Origin of the sequence: Kribbella sp. NPDC050241 (genome assembly GCF_044459685.1) — a bacterium.
In the GTDB taxonomy this organism is placed as follows: Bacteria; Actinomycetota; Actinomycetes; order Propionibacteriales; family Kribbellaceae; genus Kribbella.
Genome location: NZ_JBITJE010000002.1, coordinates 1,194,376 through 1,217,054, shown reverse-complemented (window position 1 = coordinate 1,217,054; position 22,679 = coordinate 1,194,376). Strand labels below are relative to the sequence as shown.

22 protein-coding genes are annotated in these 22,679 nt (G+C 68.0%); 8 read left to right on the top strand and 14 right to left on the bottom strand.

Annotated elements, in window-relative coordinates:
• The first annotated feature begins 39 nt into the window (after nt 1–39).
• The 3 genes from ACIBG5_RS13755 (at nt 40) to ACIBG5_RS13745 (ending at nt 4,258) form a co-directional block, all read left to right on the top strand.
• Nucleotides 40–2,259 carry an MMPL family transporter gene (locus ACIBG5_RS13755; RefSeq protein WP_396391869.1) on the top strand — a complete coding sequence of 740 codons (2,220 nt, stop codon included), beginning with the start codon at nt 40–42 and terminating at the stop codon, nt 2,257–2,259.
• Between the two features lie 40 nt (nt 2,260–2,299).
• Nucleotides 2,300–2,740 (top strand): YdeI/OmpD-associated family protein, encoded by a 441-nt coding sequence (locus tag ACIBG5_RS13750; RefSeq protein ID WP_396391868.1) that lies wholly within the window; start codon nt 2,300–2,302, stop codon nt 2,738–2,740.
• 78 nt (nt 2,741–2,818) lie between these two features.
• The gene (locus tag ACIBG5_RS13745; protein WP_396391867.1) at nt 2,819–4,258 is read left to right on the top strand and encodes an Nramp family divalent metal transporter; all 1,440 of its coding nucleotides are present in this window, start codon (nt 2,819–2,821) and stop codon (nt 4,256–4,258) included.
• A 33-nt stretch (nt 4,259–4,291) separates the two neighbouring features.
• Here ACIBG5_RS13745 and ACIBG5_RS13740 read toward each other — a convergent pair whose 3' ends face one another.
• The 5 genes from ACIBG5_RS13740 to ACIBG5_RS13720 form a co-directional block, all read right to left on the bottom strand.
• A complete protein-coding gene (locus ACIBG5_RS13740; protein ID WP_396391866.1) occupies nt 4,292–5,086 on the bottom strand; it encodes a hypothetical protein in 795 nt (264 codons plus the stop codon).
• Nucleotides 5,087–5,108: 22 nt separating this feature from the next.
• On the bottom strand, nt 5,109–5,447 hold the full coding sequence (locus ACIBG5_RS13735) for a hypothetical protein (RefSeq protein WP_396391865.1): 339 nt from the start codon (nt 5,445–5,447) through the stop codon (nt 5,109–5,111).
• A gap of 41 nt (nt 5,448–5,488) precedes the next feature.
• Nucleotides 5,489–6,454: a hypothetical protein gene (locus ACIBG5_RS13730; protein ID WP_396391864.1), complete on the bottom strand. Its 966-nt coding sequence runs from the start codon at nt 6,452–6,454 to the stop codon at nt 5,489–5,491.
• Between the two features lie 114 nt (nt 6,455–6,568).
• On the bottom strand, nt 6,569–7,489 hold the full coding sequence (locus tag ACIBG5_RS13725) for an SMP-30/gluconolactonase/LRE family protein (protein ID WP_396391863.1): 921 nt from the start codon (nt 7,487–7,489) through the stop codon (nt 6,569–6,571).
• 41 nt (nt 7,490–7,530) lie between these two features.
• Nucleotides 7,531–8,463: an SMP-30/gluconolactonase/LRE family protein gene (locus tag ACIBG5_RS13720; protein WP_396391862.1), complete on the bottom strand. Its 933-nt coding sequence runs from the start codon at nt 8,461–8,463 to the stop codon at nt 7,531–7,533.
• Between the two features lie 70 nt (nt 8,464–8,533).
• On the opposite strand from ACIBG5_RS13720, the gene ACIBG5_RS13715 reads away from it, so the two are divergent.
• Together ACIBG5_RS13715 and ACIBG5_RS13710 are read left to right on the top strand one after the other, a co-directional pair.
• On the top strand, nt 8,534–8,983 hold the full coding sequence (locus ACIBG5_RS13715) for an Lrp/AsnC family transcriptional regulator (protein WP_396391861.1): 450 nt from the start codon (nt 8,534–8,536) through the stop codon (nt 8,981–8,983).
• A 93-nt stretch (nt 8,984–9,076) separates the two neighbouring features.
• The gene (locus ACIBG5_RS13710) at nt 9,077–10,846 is read left to right on the top strand and encodes an acetyl/propionyl/methylcrotonyl-CoA carboxylase subunit alpha (protein WP_396392042.1); all 1,770 of its coding nucleotides are present in this window, start codon (nt 9,077–9,079) and stop codon (nt 10,844–10,846) included.
• A 124-nt stretch (nt 10,847–10,970) separates the two neighbouring features.
• On the opposite strand, the gene ACIBG5_RS13705 is transcribed toward ACIBG5_RS13710, so the two are convergent.
• Complete coding sequence (locus ACIBG5_RS13705; RefSeq protein ID WP_396391860.1) at nt 10,971–11,300, bottom strand: TetR/AcrR family transcriptional regulator C-terminal domain-containing protein; 330 nt, start codon at nt 11,298–11,300, stop codon at nt 10,971–10,973.
• Nucleotides 11,301–11,457: 157 nt separating this feature from the next.
• Between ACIBG5_RS13705 and ACIBG5_RS13700 the strand changes: the two genes are divergently transcribed.
• Nucleotides 11,458–13,461, top strand: coding sequence for a DUF222 domain-containing protein (locus ACIBG5_RS13700; RefSeq protein WP_396391859.1), 2,004 nt, complete (start codon nt 11,458–11,460; stop codon nt 13,459–13,461).
• 139 nt (nt 13,462–13,600) lie between these two features.
• Here ACIBG5_RS13700 and ACIBG5_RS13695 read toward each other — a convergent pair whose 3' ends face one another.
• The 5 genes from ACIBG5_RS13695 to ACIBG5_RS13675 form a co-directional block, all read right to left on the bottom strand.
• Nucleotides 13,601–13,852, bottom strand: coding sequence for a hypothetical protein (locus tag ACIBG5_RS13695; protein WP_396391858.1), 252 nt, complete (start codon nt 13,850–13,852; stop codon nt 13,601–13,603).
• 662 nt (nt 13,853–14,514) lie between these two features.
• Complete coding sequence (locus tag ACIBG5_RS13690; RefSeq protein ID WP_396391857.1) at nt 14,515–15,009, bottom strand: NUDIX hydrolase; 495 nt, start codon at nt 15,007–15,009, stop codon at nt 14,515–14,517.
• 17 nt (nt 15,010–15,026) lie between these two features.
• Nucleotides 15,027–15,506 carry a hypothetical protein gene (locus tag ACIBG5_RS13685; RefSeq protein ID WP_396391856.1) on the bottom strand — a complete coding sequence of 160 codons (480 nt, stop codon included), beginning with the start codon at nt 15,504–15,506 and terminating at the stop codon, nt 15,027–15,029.
• A complete protein-coding gene (locus ACIBG5_RS13680; RefSeq protein ID WP_396391855.1) occupies nt 15,503–16,327 on the bottom strand; it encodes a hypothetical protein in 825 nt (274 codons plus the stop codon). Before ACIBG5_RS13680 ends, ACIBG5_RS13685 begins: the two co-directional genes overlap by 4 nt.
• Before the next feature lie 7 nt (nt 16,328–16,334).
• On the bottom strand, nt 16,335–16,718 hold the full coding sequence (locus ACIBG5_RS13675; RefSeq protein WP_396391854.1) for a hypothetical protein: 384 nt from the start codon (nt 16,716–16,718) through the stop codon (nt 16,335–16,337).
• 197 nt (nt 16,719–16,915) lie between these two features.
• On the opposite strand from ACIBG5_RS13675, the gene ACIBG5_RS13670 reads away from it, so the two are divergent.
• Entirely contained in the window at nt 16,916–17,794 is an 879-nt protein-coding gene (locus ACIBG5_RS13670; protein WP_396391853.1) for a peptidylprolyl isomerase, read from the top strand.
• Nucleotides 17,795–17,875: 81 nt separating this feature from the next.
• On the opposite strand, the gene ACIBG5_RS13665 is transcribed toward ACIBG5_RS13670, so the two are convergent.
• The 3 genes from ACIBG5_RS13665 to ACIBG5_RS13655 all read right to left on the bottom strand — a co-directional run bounded on the left by ACIBG5_RS13665 (nt 17,876) and on the right by ACIBG5_RS13655 (nt 21,536).
• Nucleotides 17,876–19,030, bottom strand: coding sequence for a glycoside hydrolase family 76 protein (locus ACIBG5_RS13665; protein ID WP_396391852.1), 1,155 nt, complete (start codon nt 19,028–19,030; stop codon nt 17,876–17,878).
• A 77-nt stretch (nt 19,031–19,107) separates the two neighbouring features.
• Nucleotides 19,108–20,328 carry a SpoIID/LytB domain-containing protein gene (locus ACIBG5_RS13660; RefSeq protein WP_396391851.1) on the bottom strand — a complete coding sequence of 407 codons (1,221 nt, stop codon included), beginning with the start codon at nt 20,326–20,328 and terminating at the stop codon, nt 19,108–19,110.
• Nucleotides 20,325–21,536 carry an N-acetylmuramoyl-L-alanine amidase gene (locus ACIBG5_RS13655; protein ID WP_396391850.1) on the bottom strand — a complete coding sequence of 404 codons (1,212 nt, stop codon included), beginning with the start codon at nt 21,534–21,536 and terminating at the stop codon, nt 20,325–20,327. Before ACIBG5_RS13655 ends, ACIBG5_RS13660 begins: the two co-directional genes overlap by 4 nt.
• A 176-nt stretch (nt 21,537–21,712) precedes the next feature.
• On the opposite strand from ACIBG5_RS13655, the gene ACIBG5_RS13650 reads away from it, so the two are divergent.
• On the top strand, nt 21,713–22,558 hold the full coding sequence (locus ACIBG5_RS13650) for a hypothetical protein (protein ID WP_396391849.1): 846 nt from the start codon (nt 21,713–21,715) through the stop codon (nt 22,556–22,558).
• The last annotated feature ends 121 nt before the right edge of the window (nt 22,559–22,679 follow it).

The window sequence follows — 22,679 nt, the reverse complement described above, 5'->3', positions numbered from 1 at the left end:
AGAAACGGCTCCCGCACACCGGTCGCGGGGTGGTGAGAGATGACTGGGTACTGTGCCCGTACCGACGGCGAGGGGACAGCGGTGGAAGAGGACGAACAGCGGGGCCCGGACAACGGCAACAGGCTTCGGCAGGGCCGGGGCAAGGGGCGCTGGGCGTGGCGGGCCGCGATCGCGGCGGTCCTGATCGGCTGGCTGGTGCTGGGGTCGCTCGGCGGTCCGACGGTCGGCAAGCTGAGCGAGGTCCAGGAGAACGACAACGCGAACTTCCTGCCCAAACAGGCCGAGTCGACCCTGGTCGCCAACGAGTCGGCCAAGTTCGTCGACTCCAAGGCCCTGCCGTACTTCGTCCTGATCGTGCGCGAGTCCGGCATCACGCCGACGGACCTGGCCAACGCGAAGGCCTTCCTCGCCTCCGTCCCGGCGATGGACCTCGGCGAGGGCAAGACCATCGGCGACTACCTGGCCGCACCGGCCACGACGATCGTCCCGTCCGAGGACAAGAAGGCGCTGCTGCTCACGGTCGAAATCGATGGCGACCGGGCCGACGAAGTGGTCAAGGACGGCGAGACCGTGCTGTTCGCGGTCGCCGACACGATGCGCACAGGTATCAAACAGACCCTCACTCCGACCGGTCTCGATGTCTACGTGACCGGTCCGGGCGGTGTGTTCGCGGACTTCGTGGTGGCGTTCAGCGGCATCGACGGGATCCTGCTCGGTGTCGCGCTCGCGGTCGTCTTCGTCATCCTGCTCATCGTCTACCGCAGCCCGGTGCTGCCGATCGCCGTTCTGCTCACCGCCGTCTTCGGTCTCGCCCTCGCCGCGCTGGTGGTGTACCCGCTGGCGAAGAGCGACGTACTCGAACTGAACGGGCAGAGTCAGGGCATCCTGTTCATCCTGGTCGTCGGGGCCGCGACCGACTACTCACTGCTGCTGGTGTCGCGCTACAAGGAAGAGCTGCACGACTATGCCAGCAAGTACCAGGCGATGCGGATCGCGTGGCGGGCCGCGGTCGAGCCGATCGCGGCCAGCGCGGCGACCGTCATCCTCGGTCTGCTCTGCCTGCTGCTCTCCCAGCTCGGCAGCACCAAGGGTCTCGGCCCGGTCGGCGCGATCGGCATCGCCGGCGCCTTCATCTCCGCGATGACGTTCCTGCCCGCGATCCTGCTGGCCTTCGGGCGGCGGATCTTCTGGCCGTCGATCCCGCGGCTCGACCACGTGCACGCCCGCGACCAGGTCGGCGGCCGCAAGCTCTGGGGCCGGGTCTCCGGACTGGTCGGCCGCCACCCGCGCCGGGTCTGGGTGATCACCGCGCTGGCCCTGCTCGCGTGTGCCGCGTTCCTGCCGACGTTCAAGGCCAGTGGCACCTCGCAGGAGGACCTGTTCCTGAACAAGGTCGAGTCCGTCACCGGCCAGGAGGTGCTCGGCCGGCACTTCGACGCCGGCGCCGGTACGCCGGTCCAGATCCTCACGCCGGCCGACCAGGCCGACCAGGTGGTCCAGACCGCGTCGAAGGTCGATGGCGTCGCCACGGCGTCCGCCTCCGTGGCTCCCGGCGTACCGCCGAAGGTCGTCGACGGGAAGGTGCTGGTCCAGGCCACGCTGAAGGTCCCAGCGGATTCACCGGAAGCCACCAAGGTGGTCGAGCATCTGCGGACCGAGCTGGACACGGTCAGTCCGGACGTCCTGGTCGGCGGCAGTACGGCGATCAACCTCGACGTCCTCGACGCCAGCAAACGCGATCTGCGCGTGATCATCCCGACCATCCTGGCGGTGATCTTCGTCGTGCTGATGCTGTTGCTGCGCTCGATCGTCGCGGCGGTGCTGCTGGTGGTCGCGAACGTGCTCTCGTTCGGCGCGACCGTCGGGGTGAGCGCGATCGCGTTCAACCACATCTTCGACTTCCCCGGCGCCGACCCGAGCATCCCGCTCTACGCGTTCGTCTTCCTGGTTGCCCTCGGCATCGACTATTCGATCTTCCTGATGACCAGGGTGCGGGAGGAATCCCAGGAACACGGCACCAGACCGGGCATCCTGGTCGGCCTCGCGGTCACCGGTGGCGTGATCACCTCCGCCGGGGTGGTGCTCGCGGCCACGTTCTCGGCGCTCGCGGTGCTGCCGATCCTGTTCCTGGTCCAGATCGCGTTCATGGTCGCGTTCGGCGTACTGCTGGACACGACCGTGGTCCGCTCGCTGCTGGTGCCGTCGCTGGCCTACGACATCGGCAAGCGGGTCTGGTGGCCCAGCAAGCTCTCGTCCTAGTGCCAAGGGATCTCCGACGCAGGGCACTAGGGTGCGAGCCATGGAGACGTTCGAGGGCACGATCGTGGTGAACGACGGGGGCGGCGCCTGGGTGGAGGTGCCGGGCGAGGTGATCGCCGGACTCGGTGGCGGGGGGCGGATCCCGGTGCACGCGACGTTCGACGGCGTCGCGTACCGCGGCTCGATCGCGTCGATGGGCGGCTGCATGGCGCTCGGCATCCTGAAGAGCATCCGCACCGAGCTCGGCAAGGGCGCCGGTGACCCGGTCACCGTCACGCTGGAGCGGGACGCGGCCGAACGGACAGTGGAGGTGCCGGCGGATCTCGCCGCGGCGCTCGAGGAGGCCGGGCTGCGGAAGGCGTTCGACGCGCTGAGTTACAGCCACCGCCGCGAGCACGTGACCGCGATCAATGACGCGAAGAAGCCGGAGACCCGCGCTCGCCGGATCGGCAAGGCGCTGGAGATGCTCAAGTCCTCTTGAGCCGTGGCTGTGTCGGGTCGCCTGTACCGACCGACTTCGTTAACCTCGCGAGCAGGGGGTCGAGGAAGTGAGGAGCCCATGGCAGACACGAGAGCGACTGACCACGGCAGATTCGCACTGCCCACCAAGAACCTGCCCGCACCGCAGGTCCGTGACCTACCCGAACCACCCAGCCAGACCTGGAAGATCGTCGGCCCCGGTATGGTCGGCGCGGGTGTCGGCCTGGCGTCCGGTGAGTTCATCCTCTGGCCGTACATCTCCAGTCAGGTCGGCCTGGTGTTCCTCTGGGGCGCCGTCGTCGGCGTGATCGTCCAGTGGTTCCTGAACATGGAGATCGAGCGGTACACGCTGGCCACTGGTGAGACAGCGTTGACCGGCTTCAACCGGTACGGCAAGCACTGGGGCCTGTTCTTCGCGATCATGACGTACTTCGCGAACATGTGGCCCGGCTGGGCGACCAGCTCGGCCGCGATGCTGACCTACCTGTTCGGTGCCGGCGATCCACGCTGGATCGCGATCGGCATCCTGCTCGTGATCGGCCTGATCCTGACCTTCGCGCCGGTCGTCTACGTGATGCTCGAGCGGCTGATCCTCGTCAAGATCGCGGCCGTCGCGCTGCTGGTGATCCTCGCGCTGGTGTTCGCCATCCGGGCGAAGACCTACCACGCGCTCGGCGACGCGGTCACCCACCCGGAGTTCCCGGCCGACCAGCTCGGTTTCGCCCTGATCATGGGTGCGATCGCGTACGCCGGAGCCGGCGGCGGCCAGAACCTGGTGCAGAGCAACTGGATCCGGGACAAGGGCTTCGGCATGGGCGTGCATGTGCCGCGGCTGACCTCGCCGATCACCGGCGAGACCGAGGCCGACCCGACCGCGAACGGCTATGTGTTCGAGCCCGACGAGGCGAACATGGCCCGCTGGAGGCGCTGGTGGAAGTTCGCCAACATCGAGCAGTTCGCGACGTTCGTGGCCATCACGATCGTCACGATCGTGTTCACCTCGATGCTCGCGCACGCGACGCTGTTCGGCAACGAGAACGTCAAGAACAACATCAGCTTCCTGAAGATCGAGGGCACCACGCTGCAGTCCCTGGTCGGCGACTGGTTCGGCTACCTGTTCTGGGCGATCGGCGCGTTCGCGCTGTTCGCAGCCGCGGCCGGCATCGTCGACTACACCTCGCGGCTGGCCGCGGACATGATCAAGGCCCGCTACCTGCGCTCCTCGGCGGTCAGCGAGTCCAAGCTGTACTTCTGGCTGGTCTGGGGACTGGTTGCCTTCGGCATCGCCGTGCTGCTGGCCGGCCTGGACCAGCCGCTGGTGCTGCTGGTGATCTCCGCCTGCACCGCGGGCACGATGATGTTCGTGTACTCCGGCCTGCTGTGGTACATGAACTCGCGCGCCCTGCCCCAGGCCATCCGGATCAACCTGGTCCGCACGCTGGTGATGGTCTTCGCCTTCCTGGCGTTCGGGTTCCTCGCCGTGTTCACCGTCATCGACCAGATCAAGAACAACTTCTGACCCTGGGACCCCGGGGTACGCCGTACCCCGGGGTCACTTGAAGTCGGTCAGGGACTCCGCGACGACCCGCTCGGCCTCGGTACGGCGTTCGACCACCACGCCACTACTGTCGCGGACCTTGCGGTACAGCTCCACGGACGCCTTCAACGCCCGCAGGCAATCGTCCCGGTCCGCCGTCGCGACGGTCTCCCGCAACTCCGGCACAAGCTCCGGCGCCAACGTCTCCAAGCGCCGTACGCCGGACGGTTTCGGCGTACGACCGAGGACGGCGAGCGGTGCGATCGCGGCCGAACGCAGCGCCCCCAGGCCCTCGATCGCCTCGAACAACTCGCCTCGCGCGATCTTCACCCCGATGTAGTGGACCCAGCCCCAGAACCGGTCCTCGATCCACTGCGGGTCCCGCTGCGGCCACCTGGCCGGGCCACCCGGAGTCAGATCGACGGTGTCGTCCCGCTGCCAGAGCACCAGGCCGTCCTCCACCCGTTCATGCAGATCTTCCTGCGTGACGAACTTCAGATCGACGTGCAGCAGGGGCGGCCCGTAGAGCGCGATCAGCAGCCGCCGCTCGCCGACGTGTTCGCCGGTGAAGCTCGTCAGCAGCGGGCCGAGCCGGCCGGCGAAGGTCCGGGCGTCGGCCAGGACTGCCGCATGCCCCTCCGGAGTGCAGACGAGCACCAGATCCAGGTCCGAGTACTCGTCACTCGTCCCGGTCGCGATCGATCCGCCGGCGACGACGGCCAGCAGCCGCTCGTCGGCCGCGGCCTCGGCGACGACAACCTCCGCAATCTCCCGAAGGTGCGCAGGAACCTGGTCGATCGGTGTGGTCACAACTCCTCCTCGGGGTGCGTGGTCAGTGCGTGAGCATCAGGATCAGCCGGACGACGAAGGACAGCGCGAGGACCGCGACACAGGCGATCCGCAACGGCGTCGTACTCGGTCGCAGCGGCAGGAACACGCCCAGCAGCAACGGAATCGAGGCGATCATCATCCAGGTGTACGAGTCGTCCATGACGTCGAGAGTGCGGTGACTGCACTCCAGGTACGCCGTGACGTCCGTCGGGCAACTGGCGTTCGCTCCGGCGTAGTGGACGATCTCGACCACCGCAAGCACGAGATTCGCGATCACGACCAGAAAGGCCGTTGCCCGCCACACCTGATCCTTCGTCCGTACGTCGTCCTGAACCCACACCGCAGCCACGCTACTGCTTGTCCGGTGCATTCTCCTGGCAATTACCGGACTGAGAGACCGCCCCAGCGCGGCGCGTACGACGGTACGACCGACTGGCAGTCGACGATCTGCGGAGCGTCGGCGGCGAAGCCCCAGATCCAGCCCAGGCGGTCGATCCGGCCGTCCTTCAGTGAGAACGAGACCGGCTTGCCGACCTTCGCCGGGTCGTTCGACGCGGTCACCACGCCGGTCGCGACCGCAACGGGTCCGCCGGCGACCAGGCAGTCGATCCGGCCCTCGACGTCCACCCCGGACCCACGCCGATCCGCGAAGTGGAAGTCCCCCTGAACTTCCGTCGGGTTGCCGCCGGCCGGGACCCGAGCCGCGAGCTGGAACCGCAGCGTGGAATCACCGAGCAGCGCGGCGACCGTGGTCCCGCTGTCGGCGGCCTGCGCGACCGTCGTACCGCCCGCCGCCTGTGCCTGCCGGGCGCCGTGGACCTGGAAGCCGCCTTCGGTCAGCGGGAACGTCGGCGCGGTGCCCTGCAACAGGCTCACCGGCGCGCCGAAGAAGCCCCAGATCCAGCTGATCCGGTCCTGCCGGCCGCCGTCGTACACGGTCAGCGAGACGTTCTTCCCGACCATCTCCAGCGGCAGGCCCGGGTTGTCGGCCGCGTCGATCACACCGGTGACCACCGCCACCTCGTCGACAGCCTTCAGGCTGGTGATCGGGCCGCTGAACTCCGCGAGCAACTTCCCGTCCGGCTTGCGGTGTACGACGTGGAAGGTTCCGGACGGATGCAGCGGGTCGGTGGCCCGCCCGTCGATCTCGAACCTGACCGGATCGCCGGCGAAGTCGAGGCCCCACTCCGGCCCGAGCGTGCCGCCACCCGCGCCGACCACCCGCATGACGCCCGTCGAACCGCCATGGTCGTTGCCAGCAGCAACCGCCGACGGCACTGCACCGGCGGTCACCATCAACACCAGTGCCCCGACGACCAACCGCCGTACGAATCTCCGGCTTCCCACGCGAACCCCTCCTCGGTCGGCCCGCCGCGTGCGGGCCACCGAGAAGACGTTTCCATCCGGACAGCGGCCGGGGATCCATCCCGAGAACCAACCGTCTCCCTCCGTCGGGGGAGATCAGCGCTGGTACGGCTGCGGTGCTCCGTTGACGGTGGTGAAGATCGAGTAGACCGAGGTGGTCGCGGTCACGAAGAGGCGGTTGCGCTTGGCGCCGCCGAAGGTGAGGTTGGACACCGTCTCGGGGACGAGAAGCTTGCCGAGCAGCGTGCCGTCCGGGTGGTAGACGTGCACACCGTCCGCCGCCGAGGCCCAGATGCGGCCCTCGGTGTCGAGGCGGATGCCGTCGAAGATCCCGTTGCCGCACTCGGCGAACAGTGCGCCGCCGGACAGCTTGTCGCCCTCGACGGTGAAGACGCGGATCGTCCCCTCCTCCGAATCGGTGATGTAGAGCAACGATTCGTCCAGCGAGAAGACCAGCCCGTTCGGGCGGTTGAAGTCGTCGGCGACCCGGGTCAGTACGCCATCGGTCGAGACCCTGTAGACGTGACAGCCGCCGGTCTCGATCTGGCCCTTGTACCCCTCGTAGTCGCTGTCGATCCCGTACGCCGGGTCGGTGAACCAGACCGAGCCGTCTCGCTTCACCACCACATCGTTCGGGCTGTTCAGCCGTTTCCCGTCGTACTCCGAGGCCAGCACCGTGATCGCGCCGTGGTGCGCGGTCCGGGTGACCCGCCGGTTCCCGTGCTCGCAGCTGACGAGGCGGCCCTCGGTGTCGAGCGTGTGCCCGTTGGTGTTCCCGGCCGGCTGCCGGAACACCGACACCTGGTACGACGTCTCGTCCCAGCGCAGGATGCGGTCGTTCGGGATGTCACTCCAGAGCAGATAGCGGCCGGCCGGCGAGTACACCGGTCCCTCCACCCACCGGCCCCCGGTCCACAACCGCTCGAGCAACTTGTCTCCACGGATGCCGGCGAACCGGTCGTCCAGCGATTCCCAGACGGCCGGCGCGGTTCCGGCCAACGGCTCGAGGATGGTCATCAGCACTCTCCAAGGGCTCGACTGTGCGTCAGCCGGAGAGCCTATTCCCTCGGGGCCGCCCATGGTTGCGGTGCGCCGGATGCGGTCAGCAGCCAAGACCAGACCGCGTTCGTCGCGGTGATGAACAGCCGGTTGCCCTTCGGCCCTCCGAACGTCAGGTTGGAGACGACGTCGGGCAGCAGCAGCTTGCCGATCAGCGTGCCGTCCGGGTCGAAGCAGTGCACACCCTCGTGCGTCGCGGCCCAGACCCGACCCGCGTCGTCCAGCCGGATGCCGTCGAACATGCCGGCCTCGCAGGGCGCGAACACCTCGCCGCCGATCAGCTTGTCGCCGTCCACCTCGAAGCGGCGGATGTGCTTGCCCGGGGTGTCGACGACGTACAACTGGGACTCGTCGAGCGAGAACGCCAGCCCGTTCGGCCGGATGAAGTCGTCCGCGACCACGCTCAGCGCGCCGTCCGGGGCGATCCGGTAGACGTGGCAGCCGTCGACTTCCTGCCCTGCCGCGTGACCCTCGTAGTTCGACGTGATCCCGTACGGAGGGTCGGTGAACCAGATCGAGCCGTCCCGCCTGACGACCACGTCGTTCGGGCTGTTCAGCCGCTTCCCGTCCAGGTGTGACGCCAGCACCGTCCGCGTCCCGTCGTACTCGGTCCGGACGACCTGGCGCTCGCCCTGGGAACAGCTGACCAGGCGGCCCTCGCGGTCGATCGTGTTGCCGTTGACGTACCCCGACGGCTGGCGGAAGACGCTCACGTCGCCGGAGACCTCGTCCCAGCGCAGCAGCCGGTCGTTGGGGATGTCGCTGAAGATCAGGCAGCGCCAGGCCGGTGAGTACGCCGGTCCCTCCAGCCAGCGGCCGCCGTCGTACAGGCACTCGACGTACTCGTCGCCCGCGATCTTGCCGAACCGCTCGTCGAGCACCTCGAGCTCGGCCCGGATCCGGGTCGGCGCGGCGGACAGCGTGATGGTCATGTCCCTCCTCTATAGAATGTCATCCTGCTACAGTTCTAGATCACAGGATGAGGTTTGGTAAAGGGTGACAATGACCATAGATGAGACCGACCGCAAGCTGCTCGCCGAGCTCCAGCTGGACGCGACCCAGTCGTACGCCACGCTCGGCCAGGTGGTCGGGATGTCGGCCGGGGCCACGCACGAGCGGGTCCGGAAGCTGAAGGCGGCCGGCGTGATCCGGCGGACCGCGGTCGAGGTCGACCCGGCCGCCGTCGGGCAGGGCGTACTGGCGTTCGTCCTGCTGGACGCGGACGCCTGGATGGGCGACGAGCCCACCCTCCGCGCGCTGGAGGAGATCCCGGCCGTCCAGGAGGCGCACATCATCGCCGGCCCTGCGTCCGTCCTGGTGAAGGTGCGCACGGCGACCACCGAGGACCTGCAGGCGACCCTGCGCGCTCTGCACACGGTGGACGGCGTCACCAGCACGCAGACCATCGTCGTGCTGGAGTCCTGCTTCGAGCGGCCGCCCGCTGTGATGTAGCCGGGATGTGAGGAACGCCCTCCCCGCTGGAGGCCCGCTTGACCCTAGACTCAGGCTGGCCGAAGGGAGTCAGCTGTGTCCGACAGCAAGAAGATCACCAAGGTGTTGATCGCCAACCGTGGCGAGATCGCCGTCCGGGTCGTCCGGGCCGCCGCCGACGCGGGGCTCGGGAGCGTCGCCCTGTACGCCGACCAGGACCGCGACGCCCTGTTCGTCCGGCTCGCCGACGAGGCGTACGCGCTGGACGGTTCGACACCGGCCGACTCCTACCTGAACATCGCCAAGATCCTCGACGTCGCGGCCCGGTCCGGCGCCGACGCCGTCCACCCCGGCTACGGCTTCCTGGCCGAAAACGCATCCTTCGCGCAGGCCGTTCTGGATGCCGGACTGATCTGGATCGGTCCGCCGCCGTCGGCGATCGACTCCCTCGGCGACAAGGTCAAGGCGCGGCACATCGCCGAGAAGGTCGGCGCACCACAGGTTCCCGGTACGCCCGACCCGGTCGGTGGGGCCGACGAGGTGGTGGCCTTCGCTGAGGAGTACGGGCTGCCGATCGCGATCAAGGCGGCGTACGGCGGTGGCGGCCGCGGGATGAAGGTCGCGCGGACGCTGGAAGAGATTCCCGAGCTGTTCGAGTCCGCGACGCGCGAGGCTGTGAGCGCGTTCGGCCGGGGTGAGTGCTTCGTCGAGCGGTACCTGGACAAGCCGCGGCACGTCGAGACCCAGTGCCTGGCCGATGCCCACGGCAACGTTGTGGTCGTCTCCACGCGAGACTGCTCACTGCAGCGCCGGTACCAGAAGCTGGTCGAGGAAGCGCCTGCGCCGTTCCTGACCTCATCGCAACTGGAGACGCTGTACACGTCCTCCAAGGCGATCCTGCGTGAAGCCGGGTACGTCGGCGCCGGTACCTGCGAGTTCCTGGTCGGTCAGGACGGGCTGATCTCGTTCCTCGAGGTGAACACGCGCCTGCAGGTCGAGCACCCGGTCAGCGAAGAGGTCACCGGGCTCGACCTGGTCCGGGAGATGTTCCGGATCGCTGACGGCGAGGAACTCGGGTACGACGATCCCGTCGTGTCGGGGCACTCGATCGAGTTCCGGATCAACGCCGAGGACGGCGGACGCGGCTTCCTGCCCGCACCGGGCACGCTGACCCGCTGGCACGCGCCGTCCGGCCCGGGCATCCGGCTCGACGGCGGCTACGACCAGGGCGAGACCGTGCCGGGCGCGTTCGACTCGCTGGTCGCGAAGCTGATCGTCACCGGCCGGGACCGCACCCAGGCACTGGAGCGGTCGCGGCGCGCGCTCCGCGAGTTCGTCGTCGAGGGAATGCCGACGGTCATCCCGTTCCACTCCGCCGTGGTGTCCGACCCGGCCTTCGTCGGCGACGACGGCTTCAAGGTCCACACCCGCTGGATCGAGACCGAGTACGACAACCAACTCACGCCGTACGACGGACCCACCGCTGAGATCCCGGAACCCGCCGAACGCGAGAAGGTGACCGTCGAGGTCGGTGGCAAGCGCCTCGAGGTCGTGCTGCCTGCTGGACTCGGCGCGTCCGCGGTCTCGGCTGGCGGCGGCGCTGGCGCTGGCGTTAAGAAGAAGCCCGCACGTCGGGCGGGTGGCTCGGGCAAGGCCTCGGCCGCTTCCGGCGACTCTCTGACCTCGCCGATGCAAGGCACCATCGTCAAGCTCGCCGTAGAGGAAGGCGCGACGGTGGCCGAAGGCGACCTCATCGTCGTCCTCGAGGCAATGAAGATGGAACAACCCCTCAACGCCCACAAGTCCGGCACGGTCACCGGCCTCACCGCCGAGGTCGGCGCAACCGTCACCGCCGGCGCCATCCTCTGCGAAATCAAGGACTGATCAAGCACGCCTCGAAACCGACTGCAGGCCGAACTCGAAGGTGCCGTCGGGTCCGGCGAGATAGCCGGCCTGTCCAACCGGGCTCGCAGATGGGGGAAGTCCGCGGCGATCTCGTGCGCTTTCGTCAGCGTGTCCTGCACCGCCTGCTCGCGATCCCGTCCACCGCGAAACCTGCTTTGTCGTAGACGGCGAGGGTCCGGTCGTCGTATCTCGACTTCCCCGGTCCGTTCGGCAGGTAGCTCCCGAAGGCCTGCCCGAACCACGAGTGCCGGGTCAACATCCCGTGCAGGCCGACCGCCGGCTCCGAGGCTGCCGTACGCCAGTCCGTCGCCTCCAGATCCGGAAGCTCGATCTCCGCCACGATCGCGTCTCCCGCCAACTGGACCAGCTTGCCCTTGGTCGTGATGTGCCAGTAGATCGCGGCTGCCGCCAATCCCAGCCGCTGGCCGAGCACCCAGCATCCCGCTTGCCGCAGTTGTTGCACTAGGCAACATCCACAGACCCGGCCGTCTGTGGACGAGAAGTACTTGACCTGTGGATAACAAAACACCTTGAAAACAAGGGCTTCTGAGCTTCGGAAACTGTCGGTGGCGGTGACTAGAGTTTGTGGCATGGAACTACTGGGCCAGCGACCGGTGTGGTCGATGAGTGGCGCGGAGAGACTCGCCACCCTCGACGCGCTGCATGCCGAGCTCGCCCGCCTGGAGACCTACCGTCTCCACGTGATCTCCGGCCTGGACGACATCGGATACGCCCAGGAGATCGGCGCCCACGACACCACCCAGTTGCTGGCCTTCCGCTACCGCATCGACCGCCCCGAGGCGCGCCGCGACGTACGCCTCGCCCTGGCTCTGTCCAAGTACGCCGAGGTAAAGGCCGCCCTCCCCCCAACCGACCACCCTGTCGATCCAGACCAACCCGTCGATCCCGGCCAATCGGTCGATGCCAGCCAGCCCGGAGATCCAACTCGGCCGGACGCCCCAACTCAGGCAGACGAGCCGGGCCTGCACGACGATGAGACTGACGACCGGGACAGGGCGACCGATGTACACATGCGACCCGCCCAGGCCGACGCGATCGTCTCCGCGCTCGAGCGAGTCCCGAGCACTGTCCCCGCCGAGGACATCGCCGTCGCCGAGCAGCAACTGGTCAACCTCGCCCGCCACCTCTCTCCCGGCGAACTCCGCAAAGCCGGCCAGCGGATCCGCGACGTACTCGACACCGACGGCCCCGAGCCCGACGAACGGAAGGCGTACGACCGCGAGAGCCTGACTCTCTTCACCGCCCCCAACGGAGTGAGGTTCCGCGGCTACCTAGCCAACGAGAACGCCGAACTCCTCAGATCCCTCATCCACGCCGGCGCCCGCCCCCACAAGACGGTCGACGGCCGGCTCGACCCCCGCCCCCGCGACAAGCGCCAAGCCGACGCCCTCACCACCGCCCTCACCATCGCAGCCACCGCCTACGACACCAGCCCAACCCAGGCCCGCAAACCCTCCACCCCCGCCCCCACCACACCAGCCACCGACAGCACCCAAGGCCCCCACACACCACACGCGAAGGCCAAGTCGGGCAGCCACACGCCAACTGCTCGCGCAGACACAGGCGGCGCAGCAGCTGCTGACGCCAACCCAGGCGATCGGACGGCAGGCGCTAACGCCAACCCAGGCGAGCAGACGACAGGCGCTAACGCCAACCCAGGCGACGCCACGGCAGCTGCTGACGCCAGCCAAGGCGATCGGACGACAGGCGCTGACGCCAACCCAGGCAATCGGACGGCACGCGCTAACGCCAACCCAGGCGAGCAGACGACAGGCGCTGACGCCAACCCAGGCAATCGGACGGCACGCGCTAACGCCAACCCAGGCGAGCAGACGACAGGCGCTAACGCCAACCCAGGCGACGCCACGGCAGGCGCTGACGCCAACCCGGGCGATCGGGCGGCAGGCGCTGTTCCTGGGTTTGGCGCGAAGGCGACGATCACCGTCACGATCGACCTGCAGGATCTGAAGTCAGCTGCCGCGGATGCGACGGGCGAGGTGGTGTACGGCGACAACCTGTCCGCGGCCGCGATCCGGCGGCTCGCGTGCGACGCGAAGATCATCCCGCTCGTCCTCGGCTCCCACTCCGAACCACTCGACGTCGGCCGTGCCGAACGCCTCGTCAACCGCGCGATGCGCCGCGCCCTGAACGCCCGCGACAAAGGCTGCGTGGTCTGCGGCGCCCCACCGATCCAGTGCGACGCGCACCACGTACGCTCCTGGATCGACGGCGGCCCCACCGCGGTCTCGAACTTGGCACTTCTCTGCCGCCGCCACCACATCGACCTCCACGCAGGCGACTGGACTATCACGATCACCGACGGCGTAGTCCACGTCTCCCGCCCCACCTGGACCGACCCACCACCCATCCGAAGGGCGACACCGGCATCCCTCCGAGAAGCCGCGACCCGCGCGATCTGGGGCGAACCCTCCTCGACCGATCGGCGCGCGATCAAGCACACACCATCCCCCAACGATCGACCGCTCGCTCTCCATCCAGCCGGCGCCGTCCCCACAGATCGCCCGTTCGATCCCTGGCGCGACGCCGCGACCACCTCAGGCCCCGCGCCGTAGCGGCCCGCGATCATCACCATGCACCCACAACGACCACTCGCCGAACCCTGCCCGGCAAACAGCCGGCCCGTGCTTATCACCGCCCACCCACGACGACCACCCGCGCAGCCCTGCCCAGCAAACCGCGGACCCACGACGATCACCGCCCACCCACGACCACCACGCGCCCACCCTGCCCAGCAAACTGCCCGCCCGCGACCATCACCGCGCACCCGCGACCACCACTCGCCCAACCCTGCCCGACGAGCGGCCGCGACCTGGCGATGGGACGGCCGACCACGGCCTCCATCACCGAAGCCCGACGCATCGGCACCGACGTGACGGCAACGGCATAGACCCGACGCATCGGCACCGACGTGACGGCAACGGCATAGACCCGACGCATCGGCATAGACCCGACGCTGCGACCCTTATCCGGCAAGGGGACGCCGATCCGGCGAGGGCACCGATCGACCGCGCCGCCGCCACCCCGGGACGACCGCTCGCCCTCGCTGATCAGCCAACGGCCGTCACGTGGTTGTGGTGGGGACGAGGACACCACCACCGATGATCGACTGTGCGGTCCATCCAGGTAACGCCGTCCGCAGAGCCCTCCGTCGCCCCTCTGGCACAACGCAGTGATCAGCGATCATCCCGGAACCCGCGCCGCACCCAACCCCCGGACCTGCCCGCGCCTCACCGGAACCCCGGGCCTGCACCCGGGACGACCGCTCGCCGAGCGCTGACCAGCCAACGGCCGTCACTTGGTTGTGGTGGGGACGAGGACACCACCGGCCGATGATCGACCGTGCGGTGCACCCAGGTAACGCGGTCCGCAGAGCCCTCTGTCGCCCCCTGGCACAACGCAGTGATCAGCGATCGTCCCGGAACCCGCGCCGCACCCAAACCCCGCGCCCGCACCCGCGCCCAACCCCCCGCGCCCGCACCCGCGCCGCACCCAAACCCCAGGCCCGCGCCGTACCCGAACCCCAGACCCGAACCCCGGACCCGCATCCCGAGTCTGAACCGGGCACCCGGGCCCCGGACCCAAACCGCCAGACCCGCACGCGAGCCTCAACCGGCAGCCGCACCCGCTGGCCCGCTGGTGATGTTGAGGGGCGATAGCGGGTAGCCGTCGTGGAGGAGTGCTGTCAGCCGGACGCCCAGGTCGGGTGGGAAGACGGGGTCTGGCGTCGCTACGAGTGCGTCGGCGGTCCACCAGTGGAAGCCGGTGACGTAGGTCTGCTCCTCGGGGGTCAGCGCCTGGAGCGATGGTGTGAAATGCGGCGTGCGGGCAACGAACCATCGCTCATCCGTGTCGGTCTGCTTTCCTCGCCAGGAGTAGAGATGCCGTCGGCGCCAGACCTCCGGCCCGATCTCCACCTCGCGTTGGCCGGTCTCCTCCAGGATCTCGCGACGACCGGCGGCGACGGCGTCCTCACCGTCTTCGATGCCGCCACCGACCGGGTACCAGATGGGTTCGCGTTCAGCCGATTCACGGCCGCGCAGGAGGAGCAGCCGGTCGGTCTGATCGAGGAGCAGGATCTTGACCGTCCGCCGAACTGGCACGGCATGCCTCTCGGGCATCAGGCGGGCTTGATGGAGAGGTCGGTGACTTCGGATTCGCGGAGTGCCTTGACGACTCGGTCCGTGGCGGCGAAGTGCCAGAACTGGAAGCCGGTGGAGAAGTGCAGGTCCTTGGTGGTGTCGTCGTCGAGGACGGCGAGGCCGACGAAGTCGCCTAGCGATTGACCGTCGCGGTCGAGTACCTCGACCGGGAAGGTGCGGTACCCCGTCGCGCCGATCGACTCCAGTACGTCGACGAAGCGACGGGACGCGATCTTGGCGGCGCCGGTCGTCCAGACCAGGTCGCCCAGCCGCGTCCCCCGGTTCGACTGCACGAACCGGGGGACGAAACCGAGGCGCTCGGTCTCACCGTTGGGGATGAGCTGGTAGACGTCGGAGCCGTCCGGAAGCAGCCATGGGACCGGGCTCGGGCGCCCCTCGAACTCGATCAGCACCCAGACGTCGCGGTTGGTCGAGCGTGCCTCGAGGAGATAGGTCATGGGCAAGTGTAGGTATACAAGCCCTGGATGGAGTCCTTGTAGGCCAGGACCTGGGCCGCGGTCGGCGCCGGGTTCTGCTCGAAGAACGTCTGCCAGTGCAGGTTGTAGTCGTAGGCCATGCTCTGATGGTTGCCCGGGACACCTGTTCGCGAGCACCACCAGCGCAGGTAGATCGGGTCGTGAATGTTCGGGATGCCCGCCGCGTTGAACTGCGTCTCGAACTTCTGCGGCAGCGTGTGGTGGGCCTGTGACTCGGCCTGCGCACCGTGCGTCTGCAGCGTGAGATTGGGGATCTTGTTGGTGTTGGTGAACGGCAGGCCGATCCAGAACAGGCTGGACTTGACGCCGGTCGGTTCCAGGCCCGGCGGGCCCATCTCGGCGGTGAACTCACCGTCCTGACTGATCCCCCAGTCGTCCGGCTGGGCGGCGCACTCCGGCGGCACCGTCATGTCCGCCGTGACTTCCTTGAGGTCCTCGAGACCCTTCGGCTCCTCGCCCGGATCGCCGGGAACCGTGACGACCTGCGGATCCGAATAGACGTTGACCGAGTCGAGGTCCGCCGTGATGCAGTAGATCCGGAACCGGACCTGCGCCAGCGACGGAGTCGCGCTGTAGTTGCCCAAGGTGATGGACAGCTCGACCTGCATGCCCGGCAGGACGACGACGCGAGCGTTGACGTCGACCGAGCTGCCCGGACTGACGGTGTAAAGACCGGCAGGAGCCGCGAGTGCGGCCTGGGCGTGTGCGGTCAGCGGCACGATCGCCAGTACGGCGGCGCCGAGACCGATCAGGGTCTTGCGGATGAAGGTACGCATGATCATGCCGCCCTCAGCCCAGGACTACTGGCTTGTCCCAGCCGTAGCACAGGTCCTTGGTCGGCCAGGACTTGTCCACGCAGGTCTGCCACAGGACCGTGGTCCCCTTGCCCATCGGAACCGGGCCGATGGTGAACTCTCCGCATCCCAGGTTGTTCGGGATCGTCTGTACGGCGCCGCCGACGGTCTTCCACTGCACAGAGACCGAATCGTCGTCGCACGCCGTGTCGTAGACCCAGATGTGCTTGAAGACCAACTGGAACTCTCCGCGGGCTCCCGTGATGGTCTGGGTCCTGGTGACCTCGGTGGTCCGGGCCGACGCCGGCAGCGCGGCGGCGAGGAGGCAGAGCGGATGCGATACCGATGCCGGCGATGAAGCGATGCTTGCGCATGGCAACTCCTTGGTCGGGGCGGTGACGTGCCTGAGGCTAGGGAGGTGGCCTGGCCCGTGGCGCGGGTTTTGCATCTTGCTGCAGTGCCCTTTGCACCTTGTTGCAGAAAACCGCCGCCGTCCGGCTTGGTGGGGGGCTTGACAGACAGTTCTCAGGTTGAGGCGGTAGGTTCCCTGCAGACATCTCGTGAGGAGGGTTCTGCATGTCCAAGAAGACCCATCAGCAGCAGCTTGCGGCCCGGAAGGCGAAGCGGCAGGCCGAACGGGCGGCTGAGCACGCACGGCAGCGACGGAATGTGGCGATCACGATCACGGCGATCGTGGCGGTCGTCGTGGTCGTGGTCGGGGTCTTCGTGGTGATCGGGACCGGGAACGACGGGGACACGCCGACAGCCGGGGCGTCCACGGCGCCGACCGAACTGCCGGCGTCGGCCGGGCCGGACAACAAGCCGAAGAGCATTCCGACCGCGATGGCGGCGGCGCCGAAGCGGGCGACCCCGCTGCCGGCCGAGGTGAGCTGCACGTACAAGAAGGGCGCCGAGCCGGCCAGCAAGAAGGTGAACCCGCCGGCCGACGGGAAGGTCAAGGCGTCGGGTACGTCGAACGTCAGCCTGGACACGTCCATCGGCGACCTGCAGTTGAAGCTGGACAGCTCGCTGGCGCCGTGCACGGTGAAGAGCTTCGTCAGCCTGGTCGGGCAGAAGTACTTCGACGGGACGAAGTGTCACCGGCTCACGGTGGGTGAAGGGCTGCAGGTACTGCAGTGCGGCGACCCGTCGGGGACCGGGAGCGGCGGGCCGGGGTACAGCTTCGCGGATGAGGTGTTCCCGACGCTGAAGTACGGTCGCGGGACGCTGGCGATGGCGAACTCCGGGCCGAATACGAACGGGAGCCAGTTCTTCATCGTGTACGGCGATGCGTCCGGGCTGGGGCCGCAGTACACGGCCTTCGGGACCATCGACGAGCCGAGCCTGAAGCTGATCGACAAGGTCGCGCAGGCGGGCGTCGCCCCGCAGCAAAGCCCGACCGACGGTGCTCCCATCACCCCGGTGGAGATCAAGACCGCTACGTCGGCTGCCTGATCAAAGGACAAACCGCGCCGCCCGTCCCTCCGGAGGGACGGGCGGCGCGTGTATTTCAGAAGCGCGCTGGCTATACCAGACTCAGGCCAGGAGGCTGTAGTTGGAGCGGGGCCAGGACAGGAGGGCTTGGATTTGGGTTATGCCGGCTTGCTCCAACAGTTGCACGGGGCCTTCGGCGAAGTGGTAGAGGTTGGTGGCGGGGTCCCGTGCCTCGGTCCAGGCGCGGTCGGCGTACGCCTGCATGGTCTTCTTGTAGCGCTGGTCGGGGGCGACCGAGTCGAGGATCAGCAGGTTCTTGAAGTAGATGGAGTTGAAGCGCGTCGGCTGCTTCCACAGCCGGTCCTCGGCGCCGTAGAAGGCGAGTGACGCGTTCGCGACCGACTTCGCGTCGCGGAGGTACTGCCCGTCACCCGTTGCCTTGAACAACAACACGCCGGCGCCGAGCATCACGCCTTGGTTGTAGCTCCACTGGGTCTTCTCGACGGTCCCGGCCAGGTCGATGTGGTCCCAGTACAGACCGTTCGGCGCCAGCATGCAGGTCTGCGCCCACTCGTACATCCGCTTCGCCCAGGTCAGGTACGACTTGTCCCGGGTGAGCAGGTACAGATGCGCACCGAGCTCCGCGCCCGGCCCGTTCGACACCGTGTTGCGGTCCTGACTCCACGGCGCCTGCGTCCAGTACACCCCTCCGGCGCACGGGTGCGACGGGTCGGTGTCCCAGCCATGTACGACGAGCGCGAAGATCTCGCGAGCGCGAGCCAGCGCCGCGCGGTCCCCGGTGCGCTTGTAGTGCTGGACCAGGTTCAGCCCGATCCACTCGTTGTCGTCGTAGAACTTGTCACCACCCTGGCCGAGCGGCGGCCGCACGTACGAGTCGTAGCCCTTCGGCGTCGTCCCGGCGTTCCAGTACGGCTCGTACGCCGCGATCCGCCGATCCGCCTCCTCGGACGCCTCCTGGCCCGCGCCGGGCACCCCGGCGAGGTTCTCGGCCGCGATCGCCGCCTGCGAGTACGGCCAGACGTAGGAGTACGGGTTGGTCTGCGTGTTCGGGTACTCCTCCAGCAGGAGCCCTTGCTGCCCTGCGTCGAAGTACTTGTTCAATGCCTCGTACGACGCCTTGGCGCGGGAGGCCGGACCGGTCACGGCGTCAGCCGCCGTGAGGTGAAGTGATCCGAGGACAGCGACCGCGAGCACACCCGCCGCGATCCGACTTGATATACCAAATTTCCTGGGCATCGACCTGCTCCTCCTGGGCGGTGGCGGTTGACATCGATGTCACGTTCTAACCGGCGGACCGACACCCCGTCAATGCCTCAGCGATCCAGCGTCATGGACGGATCAGTTGGTATATCAAGGGGATCGACCGGGAACGCGATCCAGCCGGACCGCAGATGCAACCGGATCCGGAACTGGTCGGCGGTCAGCGCCCGCTTCCCCTTCGACCCGACGGCCTCCACGGTGACCGCCCGCCCACCGGACGGCCCGACCCCGGTCCGCTTCACCACCCGCAGGCTCTGGATCGTCCCGACAGCGAAGGCCCCTTCTATCTCCGCCGCCGTCCGCGTCACCGTCCAGGTCACGTTCGGATTCCCGTTGCCCGGGTACGCGTCCCAGCCGTCCGCCTTCATCACCTGGTAGGGAATCGGCCCGGCCGCCGTCGCCCCGCCGTTCGACGACGAGAACTCCGCGATGATCGGCTTCCCCTTGTACAACCGCACCTGCCCGACGGTCGCGGCGATCGCGGTGTTCGTCGACGACTTCTCCGAGTCGTAGCCGCCGTACACCTGGCAGGCCGTCGTGTCACACAGGTCGTACGCCTTCCGCGTTGCCCGGCCCCGATGGAAGACGGAATAGGTGCGCGCGGCAACCGCCTGCGCCTGCAGGGCGGCCGGCTTCCAGCTGGACACGGCCTCCCGCGGTACGACGCCGCGCAGGTAGTACTCGAGTGACACGACGTTCACCGTGTCCAGATGCACACCGGACACGTCGACCGCCCGCAGTGCACCGCGATACCGCCGTACGGCGCCGCTCGGCAGGATCAGCCCGATCACCGGTGCACCCTCGAACTGGGTGATGCCCGGGAACGTCTTCCACAGCGTCCACTGGCGGGTCTTGGAGTTGAACGAGCTCACCTTGGTGCCGTGGTCGCCGTACGGATCGATCGTCCACTGGTTCCGGGTCGATGCCCTGGGCAACTCGTAGACCTTGCGGGTGACAAGGTCGCGGACCTTCAGGTGGTTCACCACGCCGACCCGGATGCCGTCGGTGGTGTCGGCGCTGACCCGGACCCGGATGCTGCCGGTCGCCTTACCCGTGGTCGTTCCCGGGTAGTAGAAGTCGAGGATCTGCTTGACCGACTTCCCCGCGATCGCCGCGCCCTGAGCGCCGTACTGCGACATCCCCCGGCCGTGGCCGAAGCCGCGACCGCTGATGGTGGTGTCCGTGGCCGCGGCCGGGTCGATCTCCCGCGCCTGCGCGGTCGCGCTGATCAACGTGGAGGACAAGACGATCGCGGCGACTGCGCGCTTGTTCATGTCGCACTCCTGTACTGGACGGTGATCGTGCGCCGGCTCTGGTTGTAGTTCAGCCAGCCGTGCTGGTACCGCTGCCGCGAGCCACCCGTCATCTTGTAGACCTCGGTGGTCGGCAGCCCGAGCCGCGACCGCTCGGCGCCGAGGCTGCGGTACTGCGAGCGGAACATGCCGACCGTCGAATGGGGGCCAGTAGCAACGGAGTAGAAGATGTCGCGATTCGCGAAGTCCGTCGCCTTCGTGTCGCGGTGCCCTGAGATCGTGAGCAGTTTGGTGCCGGCGAGCACCACGGTCGACTTCGGCGACCGGTAGTAGGCATCGAACTTCCATGCGATCACGCGCGCCGTCTTCTCCAGCATCGCCTGCGTCGGCGCAGCCTTCTCGAAGTTGCCGATCAACGCGATGCCGAGCGAGTTCGTGTTGAACGAGCCGGTGTGCGCACCGAGCACGGGCAACTGCGCACCGCCGTACCGGCCCTCGAAGACGCGGCCGAAGCGGTCGATGAGGAAGTTGTAGCCGAGATCGCACCAGCCTCGGCTCTTCACGTGGTACGCGTACATCCCGCGCACCATCGCGGCGACCTGCGTGCGGGTGTAGTCGTTACGATCCGCGGTGTGATGGACGAACGCGGCCAGCACGGTCTGCGTGTACTTCGGCCGCGCGCACGCCTTCCCGTTGTGACTGCGCAACCGCTCGTCCGCACCCCATTGCTTCCGGCTCGCCATCGCCGGCATCGGGTACGGCGTACTGCTCGCATTCGCCTGCACATCGGGCGGTTCAAAAGAATCACCGGCCAATACACCCGGCTGGATCAGCACCACTTTTGCATCGGCGACCGATGTACCGTCATTTGCTATAGCACTCGCCTGAACCCCGTTCGCATTGCCGACCCACAACGGTTCGGTACCGGATCGTTCAATTCCTTCACCAACCAATGGATCAGGGCTGTGTTCGTCCTCGACGGTCAATGGCTCCCACTCCGACCACTGCCCGTCGCGCTGGATGCGGACCTTCGCCTGCACCGCCTGCGTCCCCACAGGCCACGTGATGCCGACCATCGCGAACGGCTTCGTCTCATCAGCTGCAGAAGGTCCGTCGAGCGACAGTTCCTGGTACGACGGCTCGAGCTCAGCGGCCGTGGGCGGCAGGTTGGGGAGGACCAGTGAGACAACGGTGACAGCGAGCGGGAGCAGTCGGGAGAACGTGCTCATGGGCCAGCCTTCCGGCGGAGGTACGACGGTCGCTGGGCGGCGCTCATCGATTATGCGCGCTGTGTGACCGCTTTCCCGGTATTGCGTGACCCTGCGTGGCGGCGCGGTTTTGACGGATTCGATAGGCTCGGCGTAAAGCCGTCGAGGCTTGATCCCTACGTTTGAAGAGGCCCGGCATGGAACTCATCCTGATCATCGCGGTTGTGGTGATCGCGGTGCTGGCATATCGCTCGTACCGTCGGACCCAGCTGCAGAACAAGCAGCAGCACCAGATCACCGCCGCCGAACTGGAATCGGTGAAGCGGACCGCCGACGAGGACATCACCCGGTTCGGCGAGGAGCTGCAGGACCTCGACCTGGACATGGTGGGCAAGGACCTCGGCGACGGGGCCCGGCAGGACTACCAACGCGCGCTGGACTCCTACGAGTCGGCCAAGCAGGCGGTCGGCCAGGTCACCGAGGCGGATCAGATCAAGCACGTGATCGAGATCCTCGAGGACGGCCGGTACGCGGCCACCTGTGTGCGCGCTCGTGTGAACGGCGAGCCGCTGCCGCAGCGCCGCCCGTCCTGCTTCTTCAACCCGCAGCACGGTCCGTCCGTGGTGGACGTGACCTGGGCGCCGCCCGGCGGTGCGCCGCGTGAGGTGCCGGCCTGCGCGGCCGACGCCGAGCGGGTCCGCGCCGGTGCGGAGCCGGATGTCCGCAAGGTGATGGTCGGCCCGCAGCGGGTTCCGTACTGGGAGGCCGGCCCGGCCTACTCGCCGTACGCGCAGGGCATGTTCGGCGCGCTGGGCGGTGTGATGACCGGCATGTTCCTCGGCACGATGCTCGGCGGCATGTTCGCCGGCGGCGGCTACGGCGACTACGCGGCCGGGTACGACGGCGGAGGCGATGGTGGCGGTGACGGCGGCGGCGATGGTGGTGGCGGCGACGGTGGCGGCGACTTCAACATGGGCGACAGCGGCGGCGACTCCGGCGGCTGGGACTTCGGCGGCGGAGACTTCGGCGGCGGCGACTTCTGACCGACCGCTCCACAGGACCACCCGCGGACAGGTGTCCGCGGGTGGTTTTTGTTGCTAGCAGCAACTGGCAGACACACGACTTGGCGGGTTCAGGCCAGTGGGAATGTCTTGCTGGGTGTCG